23 protein-coding genes are annotated in these 24,826 nt (G+C 67.8%); 16 read left to right on the top strand and 7 right to left on the bottom strand.

Features of this window, described 5'->3' with window-relative positions; all coding sequences use genetic code 11:
- Positions 1–12 precede the first annotated feature (12 nt).
- Positions 13–693 carry an NADPH-dependent F420 reductase gene (locus AC1D0A_RS13985; RefSeq protein ID WP_476946061.1) on the bottom strand — a complete coding sequence of 227 codons (681 nt, stop codon included), beginning with the start codon at positions 691–693 and terminating at the stop codon, positions 13–15.
- A gap of 166 nt (positions 694–859) precedes the next feature.
- Between AC1D0A_RS13985 and AC1D0A_RS13980 the strand changes: the two genes are divergently transcribed.
- The 4 genes from AC1D0A_RS13980 to AC1D0A_RS13965 all read left to right on the top strand — a co-directional run bounded on the left by AC1D0A_RS13980 (position 860) and on the right by AC1D0A_RS13965 (position 4,085).
- On the top strand, positions 860–1,876 hold the full coding sequence (locus AC1D0A_RS13980; RefSeq protein ID WP_476946060.1) for an aldo/keto reductase: 1,017 nt from the start codon (positions 860–862) through the stop codon (positions 1,874–1,876).
- Positions 1,873–2,466, top strand: coding sequence for a TetR/AcrR family transcriptional regulator (locus AC1D0A_RS13975; RefSeq protein ID WP_243181523.1), 594 nt, complete (start codon positions 1,873–1,875; stop codon positions 2,464–2,466). The genes AC1D0A_RS13980 and AC1D0A_RS13975 overlap by 4 nt, the downstream gene beginning before the upstream one ends.
- 100 nt (positions 2,467–2,566) lie before the next feature.
- On the top strand, positions 2,567–3,187 hold the full coding sequence (locus AC1D0A_RS13970) for a TetR/AcrR family transcriptional regulator (RefSeq protein ID WP_243181522.1): 621 nt from the start codon (positions 2,567–2,569) through the stop codon (positions 3,185–3,187).
- Positions 3,188–3,206: 19 nt separating this feature from the next.
- On the top strand, positions 3,207–4,085 hold the full coding sequence (locus AC1D0A_RS13965) for a DUF1684 domain-containing protein (RefSeq protein WP_476946059.1): 879 nt from the start codon (positions 3,207–3,209) through the stop codon (positions 4,083–4,085).
- Positions 4,086–4,121: 36 nt separating this feature from the next.
- On the opposite strand, the gene AC1D0A_RS13960 is transcribed toward AC1D0A_RS13965, so the two are convergent.
- Both AC1D0A_RS13960 and AC1D0A_RS13955 read right to left on the bottom strand, forming a co-directional pair.
- Complete coding sequence (locus tag AC1D0A_RS13960; protein WP_476946058.1) at positions 4,122–5,324, bottom strand: acyl-CoA dehydrogenase family protein; 1,203 nt, start codon at positions 5,322–5,324, stop codon at positions 4,122–4,124.
- Positions 5,321–6,142, bottom strand: coding sequence for an SDR family NAD(P)-dependent oxidoreductase (locus AC1D0A_RS13955; protein WP_476946057.1), 822 nt, complete (start codon positions 6,140–6,142; stop codon positions 5,321–5,323). Before AC1D0A_RS13955 ends, AC1D0A_RS13960 begins: the two co-directional genes overlap by 4 nt.
- Before the next feature lie 194 nt (positions 6,143–6,336).
- On the opposite strand from AC1D0A_RS13955, the gene AC1D0A_RS13950 reads away from it, so the two are divergent.
- The 6 genes from AC1D0A_RS13950 to AC1D0A_RS13925 all read left to right on the top strand — a co-directional run bounded on the left by AC1D0A_RS13950 (position 6,337) and on the right by AC1D0A_RS13925 (position 13,268).
- A complete protein-coding gene (locus AC1D0A_RS13950; RefSeq protein WP_476946056.1) occupies positions 6,337–7,554 on the top strand; it encodes a glycoside hydrolase family 76 protein in 1,218 nt (405 codons plus the stop codon).
- Between the two features lie 153 nt (positions 7,555–7,707).
- Positions 7,708–8,763 (top strand): iron ABC transporter substrate-binding protein, encoded by a 1,056-nt coding sequence (locus tag AC1D0A_RS13945; protein WP_243181517.1) that lies wholly within the window; start codon positions 7,708–7,710, stop codon positions 8,761–8,763.
- A gap of 110 nt (positions 8,764–8,873) precedes the next feature.
- A complete protein-coding gene (locus AC1D0A_RS13940) occupies positions 8,874–10,373 on the top strand; it encodes an ABC transporter permease (RefSeq protein ID WP_043436715.1) in 1,500 nt (499 codons plus the stop codon).
- A complete protein-coding gene (locus AC1D0A_RS13935) occupies positions 10,370–11,554 on the top strand; it encodes an ABC transporter ATP-binding protein (RefSeq protein ID WP_243181516.1) in 1,185 nt (394 codons plus the stop codon). The genes AC1D0A_RS13940 and AC1D0A_RS13935 overlap by 4 nt, the downstream gene beginning before the upstream one ends.
- A 130-nt stretch (positions 11,555–11,684) precedes the next feature.
- Positions 11,685–12,824: an aminopeptidase P family protein gene (locus tag AC1D0A_RS13930; RefSeq protein ID WP_243181515.1), complete on the top strand. Its 1,140-nt coding sequence runs from the start codon at positions 11,685–11,687 to the stop codon at positions 12,822–12,824.
- A 207-nt stretch (positions 12,825–13,031) separates the two neighbouring features.
- A complete protein-coding gene (locus AC1D0A_RS13925) occupies positions 13,032–13,268 on the top strand; it encodes a DNA gyrase subunit A (RefSeq protein ID WP_476946055.1) in 237 nt (78 codons plus the stop codon).
- A gap of 83 nt (positions 13,269–13,351) precedes the next feature.
- Here the strand turns inward: AC1D0A_RS13925 and AC1D0A_RS13920 are convergent, their stop codons facing one another.
- Complete coding sequence (locus AC1D0A_RS13920) at positions 13,352–14,053, bottom strand: GntR family transcriptional regulator (RefSeq protein WP_476946054.1); 702 nt, start codon at positions 14,051–14,053, stop codon at positions 13,352–13,354.
- 237 nt (positions 14,054–14,290) lie between these two features.
- Between AC1D0A_RS13920 and AC1D0A_RS13915 the strand changes: the two genes are divergently transcribed.
- The 5 genes from AC1D0A_RS13915 to AC1D0A_RS13895 all read left to right on the top strand — a co-directional run bounded on the left by AC1D0A_RS13915 (position 14,291) and on the right by AC1D0A_RS13895 (position 21,201).
- The gene (locus AC1D0A_RS13915) at positions 14,291–15,457 is read left to right on the top strand and encodes a mandelate racemase/muconate lactonizing enzyme family protein (RefSeq protein WP_476946053.1); all 1,167 of its coding nucleotides are present in this window, start codon (positions 14,291–14,293) and stop codon (positions 15,455–15,457) included.
- Positions 15,458–15,550: 93 nt separating this feature from the next.
- On the top strand, positions 15,551–16,927 hold the full coding sequence (locus AC1D0A_RS13910; RefSeq protein WP_476946052.1) for a cation:dicarboxylate symporter family transporter: 1,377 nt from the start codon (positions 15,551–15,553) through the stop codon (positions 16,925–16,927).
- 118 nt (positions 16,928–17,045) lie between these two features.
- Entirely contained in the window at positions 17,046–17,993 is a 948-nt protein-coding gene (locus tag AC1D0A_RS13905) for a phosphoglycerate dehydrogenase (RefSeq protein ID WP_243181510.1), read from the top strand.
- Between the two features lie 35 nt (positions 17,994–18,028).
- Positions 18,029–19,108: a tartrate dehydrogenase gene (locus AC1D0A_RS13900; RefSeq protein ID WP_243181509.1), complete on the top strand. Its 1,080-nt coding sequence runs from the start codon at positions 18,029–18,031 to the stop codon at positions 19,106–19,108.
- A 164-nt stretch (positions 19,109–19,272) separates the two neighbouring features.
- Complete coding sequence (locus AC1D0A_RS13895) at positions 19,273–21,201, top strand: glycogen debranching N-terminal domain-containing protein (RefSeq protein ID WP_476943155.1); 1,929 nt, start codon at positions 19,273–19,275, stop codon at positions 21,199–21,201.
- On the opposite strand, the gene AC1D0A_RS13890 is transcribed toward AC1D0A_RS13895, so the two are convergent.
- Positions 21,154–21,936, bottom strand: a complete 783-nt coding sequence (locus tag AC1D0A_RS13890) for a phosphatase PAP2 family protein (RefSeq protein WP_476943156.1) — start codon at positions 21,934–21,936, stop codon at positions 21,154–21,156. The two genes, AC1D0A_RS13895 and AC1D0A_RS13890, sit on opposite strands and share 48 nt — an antisense overlap.
- 79 nt (positions 21,937–22,015) lie before the next feature.
- Positions 22,016–22,615, bottom strand: a complete 600-nt coding sequence (locus tag AC1D0A_RS13885; protein ID WP_028278064.1) for a YdeI/OmpD-associated family protein — start codon at positions 22,613–22,615, stop codon at positions 22,016–22,018.
- A 92-nt stretch (positions 22,616–22,707) separates the two neighbouring features.
- Here AC1D0A_RS13885 and AC1D0A_RS13880 point away from each other — a divergent pair, with 92 nt between their 5' ends.
- A complete protein-coding gene (locus AC1D0A_RS13880) occupies positions 22,708–23,484 on the top strand; it encodes a VOC family protein (RefSeq protein ID WP_476946051.1) in 777 nt (258 codons plus the stop codon).
- Between the two features lie 78 nt (positions 23,485–23,562).
- Here the strand turns inward: AC1D0A_RS13880 and AC1D0A_RS13875 are convergent, their stop codons facing one another.
- The gene (locus AC1D0A_RS13875) at positions 23,563–24,825 is read right to left on the bottom strand and encodes a M20 family metallo-hydrolase (RefSeq protein ID WP_476946050.1); all 1,263 of its coding nucleotides are present in this window, start codon (positions 24,823–24,825) and stop codon (positions 23,563–23,565) included.
- Position 24,826: the final 1 nt, after the last annotated feature.

Genomic DNA, 24,826 nt, shown 5'->3' with positions numbered 1-24,826 from the left:
CGGGTGAAGGGGTTAGCGCGCGATCTTGAAGTTGAACTCGCCGGTGCCCAGCGCGCCCCAGATCCGCAGCCAGATCGGCAGGATCATTTCCGCACCGCGGGCACTCGTGATGTCGCCGAGGTCGATCACGTCGCGGTGGCCGAAGCCCTTGAGGAGTTCCGTCACGGCCGCCTTGGCGCCGGCGTCGTCCCCGGAGACGAACACCGTGTGGTCACCGCCGGCCACCCGGGCCGGATCGACCATCACGGACGCGGTCATGGTGTTCAGCGTCTTCACCACCTTGGCCTCCGGGAAGGACCGCTGGATCTCTTCGCCGAGGCTGTCCGTGTTCACCGGGTTCAGCGACGGCGGCATGCCCTGCGAGAAGTCCAGCGGGTTGGCGATGTCCATGATGATCTTGCCGGCCAGGTTCGGGGTCCCCGCTGCGGCCAGCGCGGCCAGCGAGCCGGCACCGTTGGTGGCATTGACGATCAGCTCGCCGTCGGATGCCGCGTCAGCAAACGCGGCGACGTCGACTCCGGCGTTTGCGGCGTGCCACTCGGCGAACGGCGCGGTGCCCATCATGTCCGGTTCGGTCCGGGCGAGCGTCGCCTGCGGGTCGCGGGTGCCGATCACGACGTCGTGCCCCAGCCCTGCCAGTGCGCCGGCAATCGTGCGCCCCACCATGCCGGTTCCCAGTACTGCAATCTTCATGGCGTCCTCATTCTGAAGTCGTGGAGTAGACAGGTTCGTCTACGTGTGGGCATGACGCTATCAGACAGACCTGTCTACGGCAATAAGCGCGCGCCCGACGCCCCGCCCGCCTCATCTCAGCTGACAAAGTTTGAAATCTGTCAGCTGATTGTTTTATGGTCATGGCATGACAACTTCTACTCTCGGCACCCCCCGCACCCTGGGCTCCACCGGCCCCAGCACCGCCGCCATCGGCCTCGGCATGATGGGCATGTCCGATCTTTACGGCCCCGCCGACGACGCCGAGAGCGTCGCCACGATCCAGGCCGCCCTCGACGCCGGCGTGACCCTGCTGGACACCGGCGACTTCTACGGCATGGGCCACAACGAAATGCTGCTGCGCGACGCGATCCGCGGCCGACGGCGCGAGAGCGCCCAGATCAGCGTGAAGTTCGGCGTCCTGCGCGATGCCCGGGGCGGATGGAACGGCGTGGACACCCGTCCGGTGGCCATCAAGAACTTCCTGGCCTACACCCTCCGGCGCCTCGGCACCGACTACGTGGACATCTACCGGCCGGCCCGCCTGGATCCGTCCGTTCCGGTGGAAGAAACCGTGGGAGCACTGGCCGAGCTCGTGCAGCAGGGCCTGATCCGCCACATCGGCCTCTCGGAGGTCGGCGCCGACACCCTGCGCCGCGCCAACGCCGTCCACCCGGTCTCGGACCTCCAGATCGAGTACTCCCTCCTCTCCCGTGGCATCGAGCAGGACATCCTGCCGGTGGCCCGCGAACTGGGCATCGGCATCACGGCATACGGTGTGCTGTCCCGCGGCCTGGTTTCCGGCCACTGGCCGGCCGCCGGAACCGGGAACCGGCGCGACTTCCGGGCCCACCTGCCCCGGTTCTCCGGCGAGAACCTGCAGCGGAACCTCGAGCTCGTCGAACGGCTCCGCGAAATCGCCGACCGCAAGGGCGCGACCGTCGCCCAGCTCGCCATCGCCTGGGTCCTGTCCCGCGGCGAGGACATCGTCCCCCTCGTTGGCGCCCGCCGTCGGGAACGGCTTTCCGAATCGCTGGGCGCGGTCGATCTGCTCCTCTCCGCCGAGGACCTGGCAGCGATCGAGGCCGCCGTCCCCGCCGACTCGGCCGCGGGCACCCGCTACGACGCCGGCCAGATGGCCATGCTCGACAGCGAACGCCGGTGACCCCTGTAGCCGCCGTCCTGACCGAGGAGCGCATCCTCGACGCCGCCGAAGACGTGCTGCGGCGCTTCGGACCGGCCAAGGCCACGGTGGTGGACGTCGCGAAGGCCTTGGGAGTCAGCCACGGCAGCGTCTACCGGCACTTTCCCACAAAGGTGGCGCTGCGGGACGCGGTGGCCCGGCGCTGGCTGGACCGCCTCGCGGAGCCGCTGGATCCTGCCCGCGATACGGAGGGCCCTGCCGCGGAACGCCTGCTCCGCTGGCTCGAACGCCTCGCGGCCATCAAGCAGGGCATGGCGCTGAACGATCCGGAGCTGTTTGCCACGTTCGGCCAGCTGACCGCCGAGGCGCGGGAAGTGGTGGCGGCCCACGTTGACCACCTGGCCGCAGCGCTCACCGAGATCATTGCCGACGGCGTCCGCAGCGGCGAATTCGCCGTCCCGGATCCGGTGCCGGCCGGCCGTGCCGTCCTGCACGCCACGGCGCGGTTCCACCACCCGCTGCACGCTTCGGAATGGTCGGCCCCGGCCATCGGGGCCGAGCTGCGCGAGGTCTGGCGGCTGCTCGTGCGGGGTCTGGCCGCCCGCCCGTAGCCGCCGGATCAGGCGGAGGCGGGCCGGCGGTCCGTCGTTGACGAGGCACAGGGCGAATGACACTGCGGCGTAGACAGACTTGTCTGTGTACGATTGAGCCATGACCTCGCCAGCAGCCACCGCCGCCCCGGCTGCCCGCACCCCTGCCGGGCATGCCAGGGAGAAGATCCTGGCCACGGCCTTCCGGCTCTTCTACGCGCAGGGTTTCCGGGCCGCCGGCATCGACACGATCATCGCCGAGTCCGGCGTCGCGAAAGCCACTTTCTATAAGTACTTTCCCGCCAAGGACGACCTCATGCTGGCCTACCTGGAGAAGGTGGACGGCGTCTGGACCGGGCAGCTGCACGCCGCCGCCGAGGCCGCCGGCGAGGACCCGGCCGAGCAGCTCGTGGGCCTGTTCGATGCCCTGACAGCCGCCTGCCGGCGCGACGGCTACCGCGGCTGCGCCTTCATCAACGCGGCCGCCGAGTCGGCCGCCGGCACCCGCGTCCACGACCGGACCGTGGCCCACAAGCGCCAGATCCGCGCCTGGATCCGGGACCTCGCCGCACGCGCCGGCGCCGGGGACCCGGACCAGCTCGCCCGCAGCCTGACCCTGGTACTCGACGGCGGCCTGGCAAGCGGGGTGCTCGACGGCGACCCGGCCGCGGCCGCCGCAGCCGGAACCACCGCGGCCCAACTCGTGGCGGCCAGCCTCAAAACCCCACCCGCCACCAGCTGAAACCCCCTTGGAGGTGCCCATGACCACCCCTGACCCTGAAACCGGGACTGGCTCGAAGCCCACGCCTGATGCAGTGCAGAACCCGCAGCTGGCCCGCTGGCAACGCTTCCGGAACAGCCGCAACACGGCCCTCGCCAGCGAGCACGGCTGGCTCACGCTGACCTCCTTCCAGTGGCTGGAAGGCGAGCCGGCCGCCGTCGAGCTCGCCCCCGGCCTCTGGTCCACAGACGGCACCGCGGCGTTCCTCACCGCCGCCGCGTCCGACGGTCTGACCCTCGTCGAAACCGGCGAACCCGTGGACGGGACCATCAGCGCCGTGCTCGCCGACGAGGAATCACTGATGTGGGTCCAGTACGGCGGCGACGACGGCCGCCAGGTGGTGGTGGAGCTCGCCATGCGGGCGGACAAGTACGCCATCCGCACGCGCGACTCGCAGTCGCCGGCGTTCACGGAGTTCGACGGCGTGCCCACCTTCGACTTCCGCCCGGACCTGGTCATCGAGGCCAGGTTCGTGCCCTATCCCGAGCCTGTGGATGTCCCGATCGGCACGGCCAACCCGCTCGTGGACGGGGTCCACCGCTCGGTCGGCGAGCTGGTCTTCCGGCTTCCCGGCGCGGACCACGAGTTCCACCTGCAGGCCGAGGAGGAGAAGCTCGGCGCCCTGACGGTGACGTTCCACGACGAGACCAACGGGGAAAGTACTGACGAGTGGCGGAAGGTCTCCACCGCGAGGCCCCGCGTCGACTCCTTGGGAAATAGGTCGGTGGTCCTGGACTTTAACCGGGCCATCAACTACCCGAGCGCCTTCACCCCGTACGGCACCTGCCCCATGCCGGTGCGGAACAACAGCCTTGATGTGAAGATTGAGGCCGGCGAGAAGGAACCCGGCCTCTTCTGAACGGGTCTAAACGGTCTAAACGGTCAAAGCCGTCTTCTAGACGATCGCGGACACCCCGGTGATGGCGCGTCCCGTGATCAGGGTGTTGATCTCGAACGAGCCCTCGTAGGTGTAGATCGCCTCGGCGTCGGAGAAGATCTTGGCCATCCGGTAGTCGGTGACGATCCCGTTGCCGCCCAGCAGGGACCGGCCCATCGCGACGGTTTCGCGCATCCGGGCGCTGACATAGGACTTGGCGAGGGCCACCTGCGGCATGTCCCCGGCGCCGGCGTCCTGCAACTGGGCGATCCGGACCATCATGCCCATGCTGGCCACGGCGTTGCCCAGCATGGTGACCAGCTGCTGCTGGACCAGCTGGAACTTCGCCAGCGGGCGGCCGAACTGCTGGCGTTCGACGGCGTACTGCCGGGCGACGTCGAACGCCGCGAGCTGCTGCCCCACCCCCTGCCAGGCCACCATGATCCGGGAACCGCGCAGGAGCTCATTGGTGTCCTCGAAGCTGCTGATCCCGGCGAAGCGGTCCGTTTCGGCCACCCGGACGTCGGTGAAGACGATGTCCGCGTTCTGCACCGTGCGCAGGGCAATCTTGTTCTCGATCCGGCTCCGGATCACGCCCGGCAAGGTGGCGTCGACGATGAAGCCGCGGATGCCGTCGTCGGCCTCGTCCCGGGCCCAGACCAGCATGTAGTCGCAAAACGTCCCGTTGCCGATCCAGCGCTTGGCGCCGTTGAGCACCCAGGCGTCGCCGCCGCCGGCCGCGCCGCCGGGGACCCGGCGGGCCCGGGTTTCCATGCCGCCGGCAACGTCCGAGCCGTGGTCCGGTTCGGTGAGGGCAAAGGCACCGGTGATGCGCAGGCTTGCCGCGTCCTCGAGCAGGCGCGCTTTCTGCTCCTCGGAGCCGAAGCCGTAGAGCGACTCCACGAAGAGGTCGTGGTGGACCAGGAAGAAGGTGGCGAGCGAGGTGTCCACCCGGGTCATCTCGGCGATGACGATCCCGGCGAACAGGTTGCTGTAGCCGCGCTGGGCCGGGGCGCTGAGCTCCAGGGCGGCCAGCTTGGGCAGGATGTGGGCCGGGAATTCGGCCTTGTTCCACCAGTCCGTGGCGAACGGGGCAACCTCGGCGGCCAGGAACTCGCGCAGCTGCGCCAGCTTGGCCCGCTCCGCCGTGCTGAGCAGGGCTTCGTAGTCGAAGAAGTCCGCCGCGGGCAGCACAGTCCCGGCCATCTCAGACCCGGTCATTTCGGGCCCATGCGGATGGCACCGTCGAGGCGGATTGTCTCGCCGTTGAGCATGGCGTTCTCCACAATGTGCGCGGCGAGGTTCGCGTATTCGGCCGGCCGGCCCAGCCGCGAGGGGTGCGGCACCTGCTGGCCCAGGGAGTCCTGCGCCTCCTGGGGCAGGCCGGCCATCATGGGAGTCTCGAAGATGCCCGGCGCGATGGTGACCACCCGGATCAGCGAGCGCGCGAGTTCGCGGGCAATCGGCAGCGTCATGGCGGCGACGGCACCCTTGGAGGCGGCGTAGGCGGGCTGGCCGATCTGCCCGTCGAACGCGGCAACGGAGGCGGTGTTGATGATGACGCCACGTTCGGGGCCGCCGAGTTCCGTGGCGGCGGGCTCGGTGGCTGCCATGGCGGCCGCGGCGAGGCGGATCACGTTGAAGGTGCCCACGAGGTTGACCTGGATGACGCGGTTGAAGGCCTCCAGCGGAAGGACGCCGTCGCGGCCCAGGACCTTGCCGGGGGTGGCGATCCCCGCGCAGTTGACCACGATGCGCAGCGGGCCGAGGGCTGAGGCGGCGTCGACGGCGGCCTGCACCTGCGCCTCGTCCGTGACGTCGGCCGGGACAAAGACGGCCCTGCGGCCGCCTCCGGCAGCAGCTTCTCCGGCGCCGGCAGCGGCGGATGCGGTCAGTTCGGCGGCAAAGGCGTCCCCGGCGGAACCCGGCAGGTCCACGAGGACCACCGAGGCGCCGGCGTCGAACAGGCGCCTGGCCGTGGCCGCTCCGAGACCGGAGGCCCCGCCCGTGATCAGCGCGACAGTACCCTTGATGTCCATCCATCCTCCTTGATGTGGAACCGAACCCCGGCTGCGAAGCCTCGACGCGGGCGGCGCCTGCAGAGGCGGCACGCGGGGAACATTAGTTAGTGAATGTTAACTGGAATGCGGCCAATGCGCACCTTTGGGCCGCACACGCCGAGGGCACAGTCACGGTCGCGGTCCGGACGGGCTCCCGCGATTACGCTTGAGCCATGACCCGAGCCGACGCCTCCGCCCCCAACTGGTCCTTCCGCGCGGACGAGGCCGCCCGCTCGGTGACCAGGCTCTTCGGGCAGCGGCTCTTCTTCCTCCCCGGGACCCACATCGCCGCGATCCTCCGGCCCTCGGGCCGGCTGAAGAACCTGTCCCGGCCCTGGCACTACTGGTGGCAGGCACACTACCTGGACTGCCTCGTGGACGCCGGCCGCCGGGAACTGGGGTCCCCCCGGAATCCTGGAACCAAGTTCGACGGCGAGAACCGGCCCAGCGCCGGCCGGCTCGCCTCCCGGCTCGTCACGGGCATCCGGCTGCGCAATTTCCTCACGGTGGTCAACAACTACTACGACGACATGGCCTGGCTGGCCCTTGCCACGCTCCGGCTGGACAAGCTCGCCGAGGACACCCGCAAACACACCGGCCGGGAGCGCAACGCCAAGGTCCTGCAAAGCCTGACCCTGCAGTTCGACTCCGCTTCCACGGACGACCTGGGCGGCGGTACATTCTGGAGCACGAAGCGCGACTTCAAGAACACCCCCGCCACCGCCCCGGTGGCCCTCTATTACGCGCGGACCGGCAACCGGACCAAGGCGCAGTCCCTGCTGGACTGGCTGGATGCCAGGCTGTACGAGCCCGGCCAGGGCCTGTACCGTGACGGCCTCCGGATTTCCGGGACGGGCGAAGCCGTGCTGGAAGAGACCATCTACACCTACAACCAAGGGCCCGTCCTCGGCGCACTGCTGGAACTCGGGGGCGAGCCCAACCTCGGGCGAGCGGCCGCATTGGTGGACGCCGTGGCGGGCAACCTCACGCGGCCGACCCCGCTGCTGGGCCGCACCGCCGCGGTGCTGCGCTGCGAGGGGACGGGCGATGGCGGGCTCTTCACGGGGATCCTCGTCCGCTACCTGGCCCTCGCCGCCGTCGACGTACGCCTCCCGGCCGAAACCCGGGCCACGGCGGCGGCGCTTGTGAACGATACGGCCGAGGCCCTCTGGGAGGGCCGCCGGATCCTCCCTCCGCACGACCGCCTCGCGCGCCGCGGCAGCCATCTGGTCTTCTCCGACCGCACCGACGCGCCGGCACGCCGCAGCTACCCGGAAGGGGCCGCCGTCGAACTCTCCACGCAGCTGCAGGCCTGGATGGTGCTCGAGGCGGCCGCCTCGATCGCGCAGGCGTCCGCCCCACAACCCGGCGACAATTACGTCACGCAATAGTATCGTAATTGATGTGATCCTCATCACTTAAACCAGACTCAGGTTGGTCGCTTAGGTTTGGCTAACCTACAGTCTTTCTTAGTGAGCATGCCCTAACTTCCCCGCTCACGGGGGGCAGGGCACTACGACGACTTCCTTGTAGAAAGTAGCCCCATGAAGATCCGCACCAACGCGCTGGCGGGCATCGCCCTGGCCGCCACTGCCGCCCTGGGCCTGGCCGCCTGCGGCTCCGGTTCCTCCGCCACGGCCGGCAGCAGCACCGCCGCCAACGGCTCCTCCGCCGGTGAGATCACGGTCTATAACGCCCAGCACGAATCCCTGACCAAAGAGTGGATCGACGCCTTCACCGCCGAGACCGGCATCAAGGTGACCGTGCGCCAGGGCGACGACACCGAGATGTCCAACCAGATCGTGCAGGAAGGCCAGGCCTCACCGGCGGACGTCTTCCTCACCGAGAACTCCCCCGCCATGGCCCAGGTGGAAAACGCCGGCCTCTTTGCGGATGTGGACAAGGCCACCGTGGACCAGGTCCCCGCCGAATTCCGCCCCTCCACCAACAAGTGGACCGGCATCGCGGCCCGCTCCACCGTCCTGGTCTACGACAAGAACAAGATCAGCGCCGACAAGCTGCCCAAGTCCATGCTGGACCTGGCCAACCCCGAGTGGAAGGGCAAGTGGGCTGCCTCGCCGTCGGGCGCCGACTTCCAGGCGATCGTCTCGGCCCTGCTGGAACTCAAGGGCGAAGCCGCCACTGAGGCCTGGCTCAAGGGCATGAAGGAAAACTCCAAGCCGTACAAGGGCAACAGCACGGCCATGAAGGCCGTCAACGCCGGCGAAGTCGACTCCGCCCTCATCTACCACTACTACTACTACGGCGACCAGGCCAAGACCGGCGAGAACTCCAACAACGTCACGCCGTTCTACTTCAAGAACCAGGACCCGGGCGCCTTCGTCTCCATCTCCGGCGGCGGCGTGCTGAAGTCTTCCAAGAACGCCGCAGCGGCCCAGTCCTTCCTGAAGTTCATCACCGGCAAGAAGGGCCAGGAAGTGCTCCAGAAGGGCACCTCCTTCGAATACGCTGTCGGCTCGGACGTCCCGTCCAACGACAAGCTGGTTCCGCTCAAGGAGTTGCAGGCCCCCACCGTGGATCCCGCCAAACTCAATTCCGCCAAGGTCACCGAGCTGATGACCCAGGCAGGACTGCTGTAGCCGCAGTGACTAACAAGCTGGCGGTCCCCGGTCCCTCTGGGGATTTGACGACTGACACGACGACGGCGGGCAGGGGTAAACGCCCCCGCCCGCCTTTCGGCGTCTCTGTCGTGTCCATCATCGCGGTCCTCATCGCCCTGTTTTCCCTGGTGCCCTTGGCCTACGTGGTCTTCATGACAGCCTCCACCGGCTGGGACACCGCAATGGCCCTGATCTTCCGCCCGCGCGTGGGCGAACTCCTGCTGAACACGGTGCTGCTGACCGTGGTGACGGTGCCGCTGTGCCTCGTCCTGGGCGTCGGCGGCGCGTGGCTCGTCGAACGCACGTCCCTTGTGGGCCGCAAGTGGTGGGCCGTGCTGCTCGCCGCCCCGCTGGCCATCCCCGCCTTCGTCAACAGCTACGCGTGGGTTTCCGCGGTGCCGTCCCTTGGCGGGCTGTGGTCCGGGGTCCTGATCGCCACCCTGTCCTATTTCCCGCTCGTGTACATCCCGGCCGCCGCGACGCTCAGCCGCCTGGACCCGGCGATCGAACAGTCCGCCGCCTCCCTCGGCCTCGGCGCCTGGCGCGCGTTCTTCCGCGTGGTGCTCCCGCAGCTGCGCATCGCCATGACCGGCGGCGGGCTGCTGGTCGCGCTGCACCTGCTGGCCGAATACGGGGCCTTCGCGATGATCCGCTTCGACACCTTCACCACCGCGATCATGGTCCAGTACCAGTCCACGTTCAATGGCACCGCCGGGAACATGCTGGCCAGCGTCCTGGTGTTCCTCTGCCTCATCCTGCTGCTCGTGGAGGTCCGCAGCCGCGGCAGCGCCCGGTACGCCAGGATCGGCTCCGGAGCCCAGGCGCGCGCCTTGCGCCTGCCCCTGCACGCCTACCAGCTCCCCGCCCAGCTGTCCCTGATCGCCCTCACCGGGCTGGCGTTCGGGCTGCCGCTGACGTTTGTGCTGCGCTGGATCGTCGCCGGCGGCCCGGAAATCTGGGCTGCCGAGGAATTCATGCCGGCCCTCCTGCAGACCTTGGCCTACGGCCTCGCGGCGGCCGTCGCCACCACCGTGGTCGCGTTCCCCATGGCGTACCTGGCCGTGCGGCGTCCCGGCTGGTTCAGCAAGTCCCTGGAGCTGTCCAACTACATCACCAGCTCCATGCCCGGGATTGTGGTGGGCCTGGCCTTCGTGACCGTGAGCATCCGGATGGTTCCCAGCATGTACCAGACCTCAGCGCTGCTCATCGCGGCCTACGTGCTGCTGTTCCTCCCCCGGGCCCTCGTGAACATCCGCTCGGGGCTGTCCCAGGCACCGAAGGAACTCGACGAGGCCGCCCAGGTGCTCGGCAAGCCGCCGCTGCTGGCCTTCCTGCGCGTGACGCTGCGGCTCACGGCCCCCGCCGCGGCTGGCGGCGCCGCCCTGGTGTTCCTGGGGATTGTCAACGAGCTCACCGCCACCCTCCTGCTCTCGCCCAACGGGACCCGCACCCTCGCCACCGAGTTCTGGAGCAAGAGCAGCGAGATCGACTACGCTGGCGCCGCCCCCTATGCGCTGCTGATGATCCTGATCTCCGCGCCCATGACCTATCTCCTCTTCCAGCAGTCCAAGAAAGTAGCCGGACAGTGACCGATGTTTACCCGTCGCGTGAGGCCCCCTCGCGCCTCCCCGAGCCGCGGGTCGCGGCTTCCGTGGCCACCAGCACCAACAGCCACCTGGAAATCGACGCGGTCACCAAGAACTTTGGGCCCCAGGCCGTCCTCAAAGGCGTCAACCTCTCCGTCGCCAAGGGCGGAACGACGGCGATCGTGGGACCCTCCGGCTCCGGCAAGACCACGCTCCTTCGCCTGATTGCCGGCTTCGAGCACCCGGACACCGGCAGCATCTCGCTCAACGGGAGCAAGGTGGCCGGGGAGAACGCCTGGGTCCCCGCCCACAAGCGGCACGTCGGCTACGTCGCCCAGGACGGCGCCCTGTTCCCGCACCTGACGGTCGGGCAGAACATCTCCTTCGGCCTGGACGCCACCCAACTGCCCGGCGGGCGCCGCGGCGTCAAGTCGCGGGTGGGCGAGCTGCTGGAAATGGTCTCCCTGGACCCGGCCATGGCCAAGCGCCGCCCGCACCAGCTCTCCGGCGGCCAGCAGCAGCGGGTTGCCCTGGCCCGGGCGCTGGCCCGCAAGCCCGCGCTCATGCTGCTGGACGAGCCCTTCTCCGCCCTGGACGCCGGCCTGCGGGTGGCCACCCGCCGCGCCGTGGCCCAGGTCCTGAAGGACGCCGGCGTCACCACGATCCTCGTCACGCATGACCAGGCCGAGGCGCTGTCCTTCGCCGACCAGGTGGCCGTGATGCGCGGCGGCAAGCTGGCCCAGATCGGCAACCCGTTCGTCGTCTACACGCGCCCGGCTGACCGCGCCACCGCCGAGTTCCTGGGCGACGCCGTGATCCTGGATGCCTGGATGGAAGGCTCCCTGGCCACGTGTTCGCTCGGCGGGATCCCCGTGCGCCGCCCGCCGGCCCAGGGCCGGGTCCAGCTGATGCTGCGGCCCGAGCAGATCCGCATTTCCGAGGACGGCCCCATCCGCGGCACGGTGGTGGACACGGACTACTTCGGCCCCGAAACCACAGTGCGGCTCCAACTCCCCGTCCCGCCGGTCCTTGCCGCCGGCGCCATCCCGGACCACCGCTACCCCGGCGGCGGGGAAATCATCACGATCCGGCACTGGAACGCCTCGATCGCCCGCCCCGGCACGGAGCTGCGGCTTCGCGTGGTGGGCGAGGCCGTCGCCTTTCCGATGGATGAGCAGCCGTAACGTCGAGATTCGGCGTCCTGAAGCCACTGTGCCCCGAAGGCTCACCCGCGACGGGTGATTCCAGAGTGACTGCAGCGGCTGTCCGGGCGATGGGTTGACCGGTGATGCCCCGCGCACGAGAATGCGAACCATGAGTGATCATCGCGGCCTTTCCGAGCCGGCTCCGTTCACCGCCGATGACTTCGCCGAGCGGTTGCGGCGAGCAGCCCACGCCGCCCAGGATGCCGGGCTCGACGGCATCCTGGTCACTCCCGGACCGGACCTGCTGTACCTCACCGGGTATGCACCCGTGGCCATCACTGAACGCATCACCATGCTCGTGATCCCCGTCGACGCGGAGCCCGCCATGATCGTTCCGAGGCTCGAGAGGCCCGACGCGGAAGCGGCCGCCGGCGCCTCGAATCTGCGGATCACCGACTGGACTGACGGGAGCGACCCCTACACGGAATCTGCCACGCTGATGGCCGGCACCGGACGTTATGCCGTCTCTGACTCGGCCTGGGCCATGCACCTCCTCGGCCTGCAGGATCGACTGCCCAAGTCGTCCTACGTCTCGATGACGACCGCCCTGCCGATGCTTCGGGCGATCAAGGATGACGACGAGATCGAGCGGCTGGCGGCGGCCGGCGCGGCTGCAGACCAGGCGTACGAGGAGATCGTCACCGTGCGGTTCGCTGGGCGCAGCGAGACCGACGTCGGTTCTGATCTCGCCGACCTGCTTCGCCAGTTCGGTCATTCGCAGGTGGACTTCACCGTCGTCGGTTCGGGTCCGAATGGAGCCAACCCTCACCACGAGATCGGCCCGCGGATCATCGAGGACGGAGACATGGTGGTGCTCGACTTCGGCGGCCTCAAACACGGCTACGGATCAGACACGACGCGGACCGTGCACGTCGGCGAGCCCACCGCTGAGGAGCGCGAGGTTCACGACGTCGTCAGACTCGCGCAGCAGGCCGGGTTCGAGGCCGTGCGGCCAGGCGTCGAGTGCCAGGAAATTGATCGCGTGGCCCGGGCGGTGATCACTGAAGCCGGCTACGGCGACTACTTCATTCACCGCGTCGGGCACGGAATCGGGCTGACGACTCACGAGCCGCCGTACATGGTGGAGGGCGAAACCCAGATCCTCCAGCCCGGCATGTGCTTCTCGATCGAACCCGGAATCTACCTGCCGGGCAGGTTCGGCGTACGGATCGAGGACATTGTGACGGTCGTTCCCGACGGCGGACGGCGACTCAATCAGACCTCGCACGAGATGAGAATCGTCCACTAGGTAGCCGACCTGGTCCACGATCTGACGTGGCCTCGGAACGGGATCGCTTCACCTGCGGTGATTGCGAAGTAGATGACGGCGTCTCCCATGCACATCATGTGCTCGGCGCCGCCCTCGGCGGTCCCCTCCTCCGGCAATAGTCGTGCATGGAAGAATCGCACCATGAATGCGGAGCAGCGGAGGCGTGCTGAGGACACTCTGAGAGTCGTGGACGCCCTCGTGACGGCGATGGGTCGGCGGGAGGATGTCTTCCACGTGGTCGAGGATTCAGAGGACCTAGACGAAGCGATCCGTCGTCTGATGGAACTGTTGGAGCTGGATGAATTGTCCTGCCGGGTAATCCTGGACATGCAAGTCAAAGGGTTCACTCGCGAACGGCGCCGGATTATTGCTGCTCACGCGGAAGAAATCAGATCGAGCCTGTCGTCTGGCGGGCAACCATAGAAAGCCGTTATGCAGGGGCTCTCTGATTCCCATATGACCCGCCCGCGGACGGCTCCTGACGACCGGAGGGAAGCCGGCGGATACTAGGCGGTTTTCTCCAGGGGCGTCGATTGGACGTTCTCGCGTTCCTCCAGGGCTCCGGTTACTGAGGCTGTCAGGCTGTTGGCGATGTGGGTGCGGGCGAGTTCGGCCGCACCGGCGCCATCCCCGGCAATGACGAGCTCAAGGATCTGGTGGTGCTGGTTCAGGTCGATCGTGCGGGGCTCATCCCCGGAGGGGAGTTCGAGACCGACGCGGCGGTAGCGGTCGGATTTGTCCCACAGGTCATCAAGGAGCTTGATCATGACGTCGTTGTGCGAGGCGGCGTAGACGGCCCGGTGGAATTCCCGGTGAACTGTGATCGCTTCCTCGCCCCAGACCCGCGTGACAGGCAGGAGCTTCCCGGCGGCTGCGCGCATTGCTGCTATATCGGCGTCAGTCCGGCGGGAGGCTGCCAGTTCTGTTGCCGATGGTTCGAGTGAGAGACGGACTTCAAGGAGTTCCCGTGCCTCGGAGGCGCTCATGGTTGCCACCCTGGAATCCCGGTGGGTGTCCATGATGATCAGGCCCTCACTTGAGAGCCGGCGGATCGCTTCCCGCAGGGGGGTGATGCTCATTTGCATGTTGTCGGCCAGCTCGTACTGGGAGATGCGCGAGCCGGGGGCAAGGCCACCGGAGAGGATCAGCTGGCGGAGTTCGTTGTACGCGAGACTGCCCTTACTGGAAAAGACGTTCGTGGTGCTCATCTGCCGCTCCGAATCTCTTACCGAGGTGTGGCCCCCGCTGCTCACAGTGTAGTTCCTTGAAAACATCTTATAAGAAATTCCACGGGAAGGCTTGTGCCCCCCGTCACCCCTGGGCTAGCCTTTGATCCAAGGTCTTATAAGATATTCGCTCGAGGGGCTGATGTCCTTCATCGCTTGGGGTCAGTCTCGATGCAGGTCTTATAAGAAATAAGATTCCCACTCAGGAGAGATTCAAAGATGAAAATCGTTTCCGCCCACGTCGGCACCATTCCCATCAGTTCCTCGATCCGGAACGCCTTCATTGACTTCACCAAGATGGACTGCACGATCATCGCCCTCGTCTCCGATGTCTTCGTCGACGGCAAGCCCCTGGTTGGCTATGGCTTCAACTCCAACGGCCGCTACAACGCGACAGGCATCCTGAAAGACCGCATTCTTCCGCGCATCATGGATGCCCCGTCCGAAGACCTTCTCGATGAGGACGGCCAGCTCTCGCCGGAAAAGGCGTGGGACCTGATGATGTCCAACGAAAAGCCCGGCGGACACGGCGAACGCTCAGTCGCCGTCGGCGTCGCCGATATGGCCCTGCACGACCTCGCCGCGAAGATCGCTGGCGTCCCGCTCTACCGGTGGATCTCAGACCACTACGGCGACGGAAACCCGGACAAGGACGTCTTCGTCTACGCAGCCGGCGGCTACTACGCACCCGGCAAGAGCCTCGAGGACCTGCAGAACGAAATGCGCGGCTTCCTCGCCAAGGGCTACAACGTGGTCAAGATGAAGATCGGCGGCACCGACCTCTCCGAAGACCTTCGCCGCATCGAAGCCGTGATCGAGGTCCTCGACGGCGACGCTTCCCGCCTCATGGTGGACGTCAACGGCAAGTTCGACCTCGAGACCGCGCTGGAATACGGCAAAGCCATCGACCAGTACGGGCTGTTCTGGTACGAGGAAGTCGGCGACCCGCTGGACTACGCCCTGAACGCCACCCTCTCTGAGCACTACAAGAACCCGATCGCCACCGGAGAGAACCTGTTCTCCCTCCAGGACGCACGGAACCTGGTCCGCTACGGCGGCATGCGCCCGGACCGCGACTTCATCCAGGTCGACCCGGCCCTGAGCTACGGCCTGACCGAATACCGCCGGATCCAGGACATGCTCGCCCAGCACGGCTGGTCCTCACGCCGCTGCATCCCTCACGGCGGACACCAGTTCTCCCTGCATATTGCCGCAGCCCTCAAGCTCGGCGGCAACGAATCCTACCCGGGCGAGTTCCAGCCCACCGGCGGCTTCACTGACGATGCTGTCATCGTCAACAGCCGCGTGGCCCCGGGCGATCTGCCGGGCATCGGGCTCGAAGGCAAGGCTGAGTTCTACAAGGTCCTGAGCGCACTGCACAACTAAACCATCCGGCAGTGCCCCGGTCCCGGGCAGCACCACTGCCCGGGACCGCACCTCCCCAATTTTCTCAGTCTGACGTGCAAAGGAGCACCCACGATGTCGTCCCACACCATACAGAACCCGCAACACTCAGCCCAACCGCCCAAGCAGCGATCCCGGTTCGGCCGGCTGCTGCGCGAGCTCTGGTTCCAAGTCGTCCTGGGCGCCGTCCTGGGCATCGCCGTCGGCCTGCTCCTGCCGTCCGTCGGCAAACAGCTCACCCCGCTCAGTGACTGGTTCATCGCCTTGGTGAAGATGATCGTCATACCTGTGGTGTTCTGCGTGGTGTCCTTGGGCATCGCCTCGATGGACAGCCTGCGCAAAGCCGGCCGCATCGGCGTCAAGGCCCTGGGCTACTTCATCGCCCTGTCACTAGTGTCGATGCTTATCGGCCTGATGGTCGCCAACGTCTTCCACCCCGGCACGGGCATGAACATCGATCCGTCCAAACTGGACGCAAGCAAAGTGCCGGCGGCCGCCAACAAAGGCTTCGATGGTCTCGAATTCGTCAGCAACATCATCCCGGAATCACTGTTCGGGGCCCTGACCGGCCACACCATCATCGCCGCGCTGATGGTCTCCATCGTGTTCGGTGCCGCCCTGAACGTCTCCGGAGAATCCGGCGCGTTCCTCACCAAGGGCATCCAGGCCCTGTCCGTTGTTATCTTCAAAATCGTCAGCTGGGTCATGCGCCTTGCCCCCATCGGCACGTTCGGCGCACTCGCGGCCGTCGTGGCCAACTACGGCACAGCCAGCCTCCAGCAGCTGGGCTACCTCGTCCTGCTGTTCACCGGAACCTGCATCGTGTACGTCGTCGTGGTCCTGGGCGCTATCGCCCGTGCCTGCGGACTGAACATCTTCACGGTGATGCGCTACCTCAAGGCCGAACTGCTGATCGCCCTGAGTACCTGCTCCAGCGAAGCAGTCCTCCCGCAGCTGATCAAGAAGCTCGAAAATATGGGCGTCGGCAAGTCGACTGTGGGCATCGTGATCCCGTCCGGGTTCTCCTTCAACCTCGACGGATCCGCCGTCTACCTGACCATGGCCTCCGTGTTCCTGGCCCAGGCTGTCGGCATGGACCTGTCCTGGGAACAGCAGCTCGTCATGGTCGGCGTCATGATGCTCACCAGCAAAGGCACTGCGGGCATCGCCGGCGGCGCATTCATCGTCCTGGCCAGCACCTTGAGCTCCGTGGGCGGCATCCCGCTGGCCGCCCTCGCACTCATCGTCGGCATCGACCGGCTCCTGAACGAAGGGCGCGTCTTCATCAACGTCCTCGGCAACGCGATGGCAGCAGTGGTCGTCGGCAAATGGGAAAAGGACTTCGACCCGGAACAAGCCCGCAAAGCCCTGCACGCCTCAGGCCAGAAAAAGAACGAGATCGAGTCAAACACACCGACCGAAGTGGAAGCAGAAAAGATCGAGGTCCACTAACACCAAAGATCCCCAGGGCCGCCGCACAAGCCGCGGCGGCCCTGGCCCGCGTAGACCGGAAGCCACCGCCACCGACGGCCGCGCATCCGATCGAGCAAAGAGAGGACCCACCGGCACCATGGCTCCACGCATCCTGATCACCACCGACTACCTCCACCCCGGAGACACCGTTGACCAGCTCCTCCGGGAACGCGGTCTGGAACCGGTCTACTCGCCAGCCCGGGGGCCGCGGACCCTTGAGGAACGCTGCTCGTTGTTCGATGGCATGTCCGGCGCGATCCTCGCCAGCGAAACGGTCACGGCCGACATGCTCACCGGCGCTGGCGCTCTGCAAGTCATCGCGCGCAGCGGCGTGGGGTATGACTCAATCGACGTCGAAGCCGCCGCGGCGCGAGGGATCAGGGTCTGCAACGCCCCCGGAACAAACCACCACTCGGTCGCCGAACTGACCATCGGGCTGATCATCATGGCCGCACGCCGCCTCGTGGAGGTCACCGCCGCCGTACGTCAAGGCCACTGGCCACGGGAAGCCGGCCACGAACTGCACGGTTCCACCCTGGGCATCATCGGCTACGGCCCCGGCGGKCGCGCGACCGCGAACCTTGCTGTCGCCCTCGGCATGACCGTCCTGGTCAGCACCGCCCACCCCGACCGCGATAACACCGCGGTCCAGTTCACCGATCTCGACGCCGTCATCCGCGACGCCGACTACCTCTCCCTGCACACCCGCGGAGGCCAGAGCACAGGCAAACTCATCGACGCGCCCCGGTTGCAGGCGATGAAACCCACCGCCGTCCTCATCAACACGGCCCGCGGCTCACTCGTGGATGAAGAGGCCCTGGCCAAGGCACTTTACGACGGCACCATCGCCGGTGCCGCGCTGGACGTGCTCGAGAGCGAACCCCTGAACGGCGACAGCCCCCTTCGGGGCCTGAACAACGTGCTCATCACCTCCCACCTCGCCGGACAAACGATCGAGGCACGGACACGGGCCGGGCTGGCAGCCGCGCACGCCGTCATTGACGTCCTCGAAAACCGCGAACCGGCACACCCGGTGGACCGCTAACCCCGAATACCTAACAACGACAAAGAAGGATCCTGATGTCGAAACACCACCGCATCGCAGTCATTCCAGGCGACGGAATCGGCACCGAAGTCGTGCCCGAAGGACTGCGCGTCTTGGACGCCGCCGGCTCAGCGTTCGACCTGAACCTCACCTATGAACAATTCGACTACGCCTCGGCTGACTACTACACCCGGCACGGGAAAATGCTGCCCGACGGATGGTTCGAGGAACTGAACCAGTTCGATTCCATCTTCTTCGGCGCTGTCGGGTGGCCTGACGTCGTCCCCGACCACGTTTCACTGTGGGGCAGCCTCCTGCAGTTCCGCCGCCACTTCGACCAGTACGTCAGCCTGCGCCCGGTCAAGCTTCTGCCCGGCGTGCCCAGCCCTTTGGTCGGGAGGGTTCCGGGCGATGTCGACTTCTACGTCGTGCGCGAAAATACCGAAGGCGAATACTCCAGCATCGGCGGGAAGATCTTCGAAGGCACCGACCGCGAAACGGTGGTCCAGGAAACCGTCATGACCCGCACCGGCGTGGACCGGATCCTGAAGTACGCCTTCGATCTGTCCCAGAGCCGGCCCAAAAAGCACCTCACTTCCGCCACGAAGAGCAACGGCATCTCCATCACCATGCCCTACTGGGACGAACGGGTGCAGGCCATGTCCGCCGCGTACCCAGGGATCAAGGTGGACAAGTACCACATCGACATCCTGGCCGCTAACTTTGTCATGCACCCTGACTGGTTCGACGTCGTCGTCGCCAGCAACCTCTTCGGCGATATCCTCTCCGACCTCGGACCGGCCTGCACCGGAACCATCGGCATCGCCCCCAGCGGCAACATCAATCCCGAACGCAAGTTCCCCAGCCTCTTCGAGCCCGTCCACGGCTCCGCCCCGGATATCGCCGGCAAGGGCATCGCCAACCCCATCGGGCAAATCTGGTGCGCCGCCATGATGCTCGAACACCTGGGAGAACCCGAAGCTGCGGCCGCCATCACCACCGCTATGGAAACCGTGCTCGCCCGCGGGCAACAAGCCCTCACACCCGACATGGGCGGCAACGCCACCACAGAAGAACTGGGCACAGCGGTGGCATCAGCCCTGACCGCACCATGACCCCGTCAACCGGACCCGGCACCCGGCAGGCATCCTTCGGAGAGCGGATCGATATCAGCCGGCGGACCTTCCGGCGGCCGGCGGCCGACGCCATGACCTGTTAGGCGGTCGGCAGCGGGCTGTGGCGCATTGAGACCGCCCAGTGCCCGGCATAGGGTAGGCGGATGACTGTTCAGCCAGGCCTGCACCGCCAACACTGCTCCGTTGCCGCCCCCACCCAGCTGTGGCTCGATCCGGAAGGCCGCCTGGCCGGGGAGGTCAAACCGCCCGGAGCCGGTGACTCCGCTGATCCGGCCGGCTTCACCGGGCTGCTCCACGGCGACACCCGGATGCTCTGCCGGGCGCTGGTGCGCGTCAACGGCCTGGAACCCGAACCGGCCACCGTCGAGACGGAGCCCGGCGGCGTCCTGCGCGTCCGGGGCCTGGTCCGGGGCATCCCGGGACCCACGGAGGATCCCGCCGTCGAGCTCCTCCAGACCTGGACGGTGACGCCGGGCGTGGTGCGGCACACCCTGCAGCTGCGCACCTCGCTGGATTCCCTCGACGTCGAAATCGACGTAGCCCTCGCGGCCGACTTCACCGACATGGCCCAGATCCGCCTCAGCCGCTTCCGTGACCCGTCCGCGCCGGTCTCTGCCGATGAGTCCACGCTGCGCTGGCAGGAGGGTGGCAAGACCCTGGCGGTCGCGGCCCCGGGCGCCGTCACCCCGGAAGGCCACCTCGCCTGGCGCGGAACCCTGGGCCGGGGCCGGCCGTTCGAGGCCGAATGGCAGGCCGTCCTCACCGACCATGATGACGCCGTGGTGGCTGCCCGCCCGCCCGCGGCCAGGTCGCCGCGGACCGGACCGGCCGGGGCCCTGGGCCTGCTCCTGGATAACTCCCTCGATGACGTGGCCGGGCTCCGCCTGGCCACCCGCCAGCTGCCGGACGCCCCGTTCATCGCCGCCGGGGCGCCCTGGTACTTCACGCTGTTCGGACGGGATTCGCTGTGGGCTGCGCGGCTGTTGCTGCCTCTGGACACCGGCACGGACAACGGGCTGGCGGCGGGCACTCTGCGCGCGCTGGCTGCTTTCCAGGGCACCCGGACGGACGCGGCGGCCGCCGAGGAACCCGGCAAGATCCTGCACGAACTGCGGTCCAAGGAACTGGTGCTGGAGAGCCAGAACCTGCGCCTGCCGCCGGTGTACTTCGGGGCGGTGGATTCCACCCCGTTATGGCTTTGCCTGCTCGGTGAACTCTGGCGCACCGGCCGGGACGAGGACGCCGTGCGGTCGCTGCTGCCGAACGCGGCTCGCGCCGCGGAGTGGCTGCTCGCCGCCGGCTCCACCGGAGCGGACGGCGCAGCCGGCAACGGCGGGTTCCTCAGCTACCGTGACTCCACGGGCCACGGCCTGAGCAACCAGGGCTGGAAGGATTCCCGGGACGCCATGCAGTTCCGCGACGGCCGGCAGGCCGAGGGGCCTATCGCCCTGTCCGAGGTGCAGGGCTACGCGTACCAGGCAGCCATGGAGACGGCGGAACTGTTCGACGCGTTCGGGGAACCGGGCGCTCAGGCGCTGCGCGACTTCGCCGTGGCCCTCCGGATCAGGTTCCGGGAGCGCTTCTGGGTTGAGGACGACGGCGGGCCGTTCCCGGCCATGGCCCTGGACGGGCACGGGGTCCCGTTGGACATCCCGGGCTCAAACATGGGACATCTGCTGGGCACGGGCATCCTGGACGCGGCCGAAGCCCGGATCGTCGCAGACCGGCTGGTGAGCCCCGAGCTGTTCTCCGGCTACGGCGTGCACACGATTTCGCGGCGGGCCGCAGGGTTTTGGCCCTTCAGCTACCACTGCGGCTCGGTCTGGAGCCACGACACCGCCATCGCGATCCGCGGCCTCCTAGCCGACGGTTTCGTCGCAGAGGCACGCACCCTCGCCGACGGCCTGATCGCGGCGGCGGCCTCCTTCGGGCACCGGTTGCCGGAGGTGTTCGCCGGGGTGCGGGCCGAGGACTCGAGCGTCGCGGTACCGTATCCGGCGTCGTGCCACCCGCAGGCGTGGTCCTCAGCCTCGGCGGTGGTGATCGCCCAGGCGATGGGCGTCGGACTCTGACAGTCCCGCGTCCACTGGGCTATGCCCGGACGGGGCCGCGGCGGCGCGCAGCCCGTCGGCCAGGATAACGATCCCGGTAACGGCGAGCGCCAGGCCCATGGAGGCGAGCACGTCCGTCAGCCAGTGATACCCCAGGTACAGGCGGCTGAAGGCAACCACCAGTGTCCCGGCAGCCGCTGCCGCGAAGCCGAGCACCGACGTCGTCCGTTTGCCCGTCCGCGTGCCGCGGGCCGCCAGCAGCAGGTAACTGAGGACGCACAGGAAGACGCCGGCCCCGAAGGTATGGCCGGAGGGAAAGGACAGGGCGTCGTCGGGTCCCAGCATGAAGCCGCTGGCGGCGGGCCGGCTCCGGCCGACGTCGTGCTTCACCAGCGTGGACACCGCGAAGGTGGCCGCCATAGCGCCGACCAGCAGGGCTGGACGCCAGACTTCACGCTTGAAGACCGCCCAGGCCAGTGCCACGGCGCAGCCGATCACCGTCATCCACAGCGGCGACGTCACCGTGGTCACGGCCGCCAGGATGGCGGTGGCCAAGGGGGTCCGGGACGCCACGATTCCGTCGTGCACGGGCGCGTCCAGGTCAGCCACGCCGCTGTTCGACTGCACGGCGGCGAGCACGGTCCAGAAGATCGTCTCACCCGCAATTAACAGGCCCGCTGCCACGAAGAAGAGCCGTTGTTGGGACGGCAGCGGCAGGCGGGCAGGGGGTCGCGGGGCACGCTGGGCAAGGAGCATTCGCCCAATCCTGCCAGAGGCAACTCCCTGCAGCCAGCAAGGCCGCTGGGAATTCTCTGGGATGCGCCGCGGGCGAGCGCTACGGTTCCGGGGGCCGCCTGGTCTGCGGGTACGGCGTGTCGAACCTGGCCAGCATCTCCACGAACCCGGCGATCTTCCTCTCCCGGGTGGAGGCCTGCTTGACCGAGTTGGTGCGGTAGATCAGGGCATACCGGTTCACGGACGTCAGGACCTCGAACATCGCCTGCGCCCGCGGGTCCGCCGCGATGGCGGCGGCGAGGTCATCCGGGACCTCCGCCGTCGCCGCGCCCGAATAGGCGGCCTCCCAGCGCCCGTCCGCCTTGGCGGCGGCGACGGCCGCCTGCCCGGCGGGGGCCATCCGCCCCGCCGCCTCCAGGCGGTCAATTCGCTCCACGTTCCGGGCCGACCACACGCTCTTGGGTCCCCGCCGGGTCATCCGCTGGAATGAGCTTTCCTCGTCCCGGCGCCGCCCCTGCCCGTCGATCCAGCCGAAACACAGCGCCTCCTGCAGCGCGGCCTCGTAGTCCAGCTCCGTCACCGATCCGCCCTTTTTGTGCAGCACGAGCCACACGCCGGGACTCTGCGCGTGGTGCTGCTCCAGCCAGGCGCGCCACTCGGCGGCGTCCTTCACCAGCAGTTCCTCAAGTTCAGCAGCCATGGCCCCATTGTGCCCTGCTGTGCTGACCGGAGGGGTGCTTTGGTGGCACCATGTCAGGAGGAGCCAAAAACCGTCCCTCGCAAGGAGATCCCATGCTGCGCGTCCGCCCGATCCACTACACCTCCCGCATGGACCAGTGGGAGGGCCTGCTGTCCGCCCTCGGCATGGTGCGCACGGTCGACGACGGCGACTGGCAGGAGTTCGACGCCGGCTCGGGCCGCCTCGCGCTGCACCGGGTAGCGGCGGGTGCCGCCGGGGCTGATGCCGCTGCCGGTGCCGGTGCCGGAATGGTGCTGGATGGAAAGACTGACTTCGGCGTCGAGGTCGGGGATCTGGCGGAGTTCGCGCGCCGCACCAATCTGGCCGGCGCGGAGGACGGGACCACCCCGGCCGAGCTGGTCAGCGCCCGCCACGGCGATACCTGCCGGATCACGGGCGAGGACGGGTTCGGCTTCTTCGCGGACAAGGCCGCCCACGGCGCGCAGTGCGCGGACGCCGATCCTGCCCTCGCCGTCGTCGAAGTCTGGTTCACGCCCGACGCGGCCGCCGCCGCGCAAACCCTGCGGAACATGGGCGCCCGGCTGCGGCCGGCCCCGGACGACGACGAAACCGCGGATTTCACGGCGAAGAACGGCGGTGTGCTGATGGTCCGGCCCGTCAGCGGGGCCGCCCGGACCGGTCTGGGGTTTGAATACACCGGCGACCTCGCCGGCCTGCGGGACCGCCTCGCGGCCGCCGGCCACCGGGTCAGCCTGACGGAAGAGGCCTTCGGGCGGACCCTGCACGTGGCCAACCCGGACGCGGCTGACCTGCCTGAGAACCCCAACGGGGCGATGCTCTGGATCTCCCAGAAGACGGAAGGCGCCTGAGACGGCACTGGCCAGGCGCCTGGGGGGTTCCGCGGTGGCCGCGGAGGACCTGTGGACTTCAGCCCTTGGTGGCCGCGGTCAGTCTTCCAGCGCCCCGTTGCAGAGCCGGTTCACTACCTCGGTGAGCATCGCCAGACCAGCCACGATGTCCTCATCCGTGGTGTATTCGTGCTCGTTGTGGGAGATCCCGTCCACGCTGGGCACGAACAGCATCACCGTCGGGACAAGGTCCTTCATGTTGGTCGAATCGTGCCCGGCCAAGGTCATGACCGGCTTGTTCGCCAGGCCCAGGTCCGCCGCCACCTTGGCCGCGAGTTCCACGCCCTCTGGCTGGTAGGGGGTCACGGGCCACGTGTGGGAGTGGTTGCGCTCCACCGTGACGTTCGCCAGCTTCTCGATCCCGGCGATCCGCTTGTCCAGCAGGGCGTCCGCCTCGGCAAGGACAGCTTCGTCGGCGCTGCGCAGGTCCAGCAGCAGGCTCACCCGGGACGGCACCACCACGGGCGAGTTGGGGTAGACATTCAGCTGCCCGACGGACGTGTGCAGCACGCCGGGGTAGGTGTCGGCGAGTTCCCGGGCGGCGACCACCATCATGGACGCGCCCAGCAGCGCATCCTTCCGGTCGGCAATCACGGTGGAGCCGGTGTGGGCCTGCTCGCCGTGGACCACGAACTCGTATTTGTTGGCCGCCCAGTTGGAGTTCACCAGCCCGATGGTGATGCCTTCGCGTTCCATGCTCCGGCCCTGCTCAATGTGTATCTCGGCACAGTACGCGGCTTCGGGGCCCTCATAGCTGCCGCGGCAGCCGATCGCGTCCAGGGCCTCGCGGACCGAGACTCCGGCCGCGTCCGTGGTGGCCAGCGCGGTCTCGAGTTCGAGCTTTCCGGTGTAGACGGAGGAGCCCATCATGGACGGCTTGAAGCGGGAGCCCTCCTCGTTGAACCAGTTGACCACCGCGATGTTGAACCGGGGCTGCCCGGCTGCTCCGGCCGCGGCCCACTGCTCCACGAGCCGGAAGGCCGCGTGGGTTGCGGCGAGCACGCCGTACGCGCCGTCGTAGCGACCCGCCGTCGGCTGGGAATCCATGTGGGATCCCACCACCACGAAGGGGGCACCCGGCACGGCCTCATAGAGGCCCCACTGGTTGCCGACCCGGTCGAACCGTACGGTGAAGCCCTTGGCCTCCAGCAGGCCCGTAAGCCATTGCCGCTGCTGGCCGTCCGGCACGCTGGCGGCCTGGCGTTCCACACCGCCGTTCTCGGTAGCGCCGAATTCGCTCATGATGTGGAAGTCCCGCACGAACGCGGCGTCGCGGGTGCTGAAAGAGGTCTGAGTGGTCACG

It is taken from the genome of Arthrobacter sp. P1_D4, assembly GCF_056406115.1.
The sequence above is the reverse complement of the archived record's forward strand: the minus strand, read 5'-3'. Positions and strand labels throughout refer to the sequence as shown.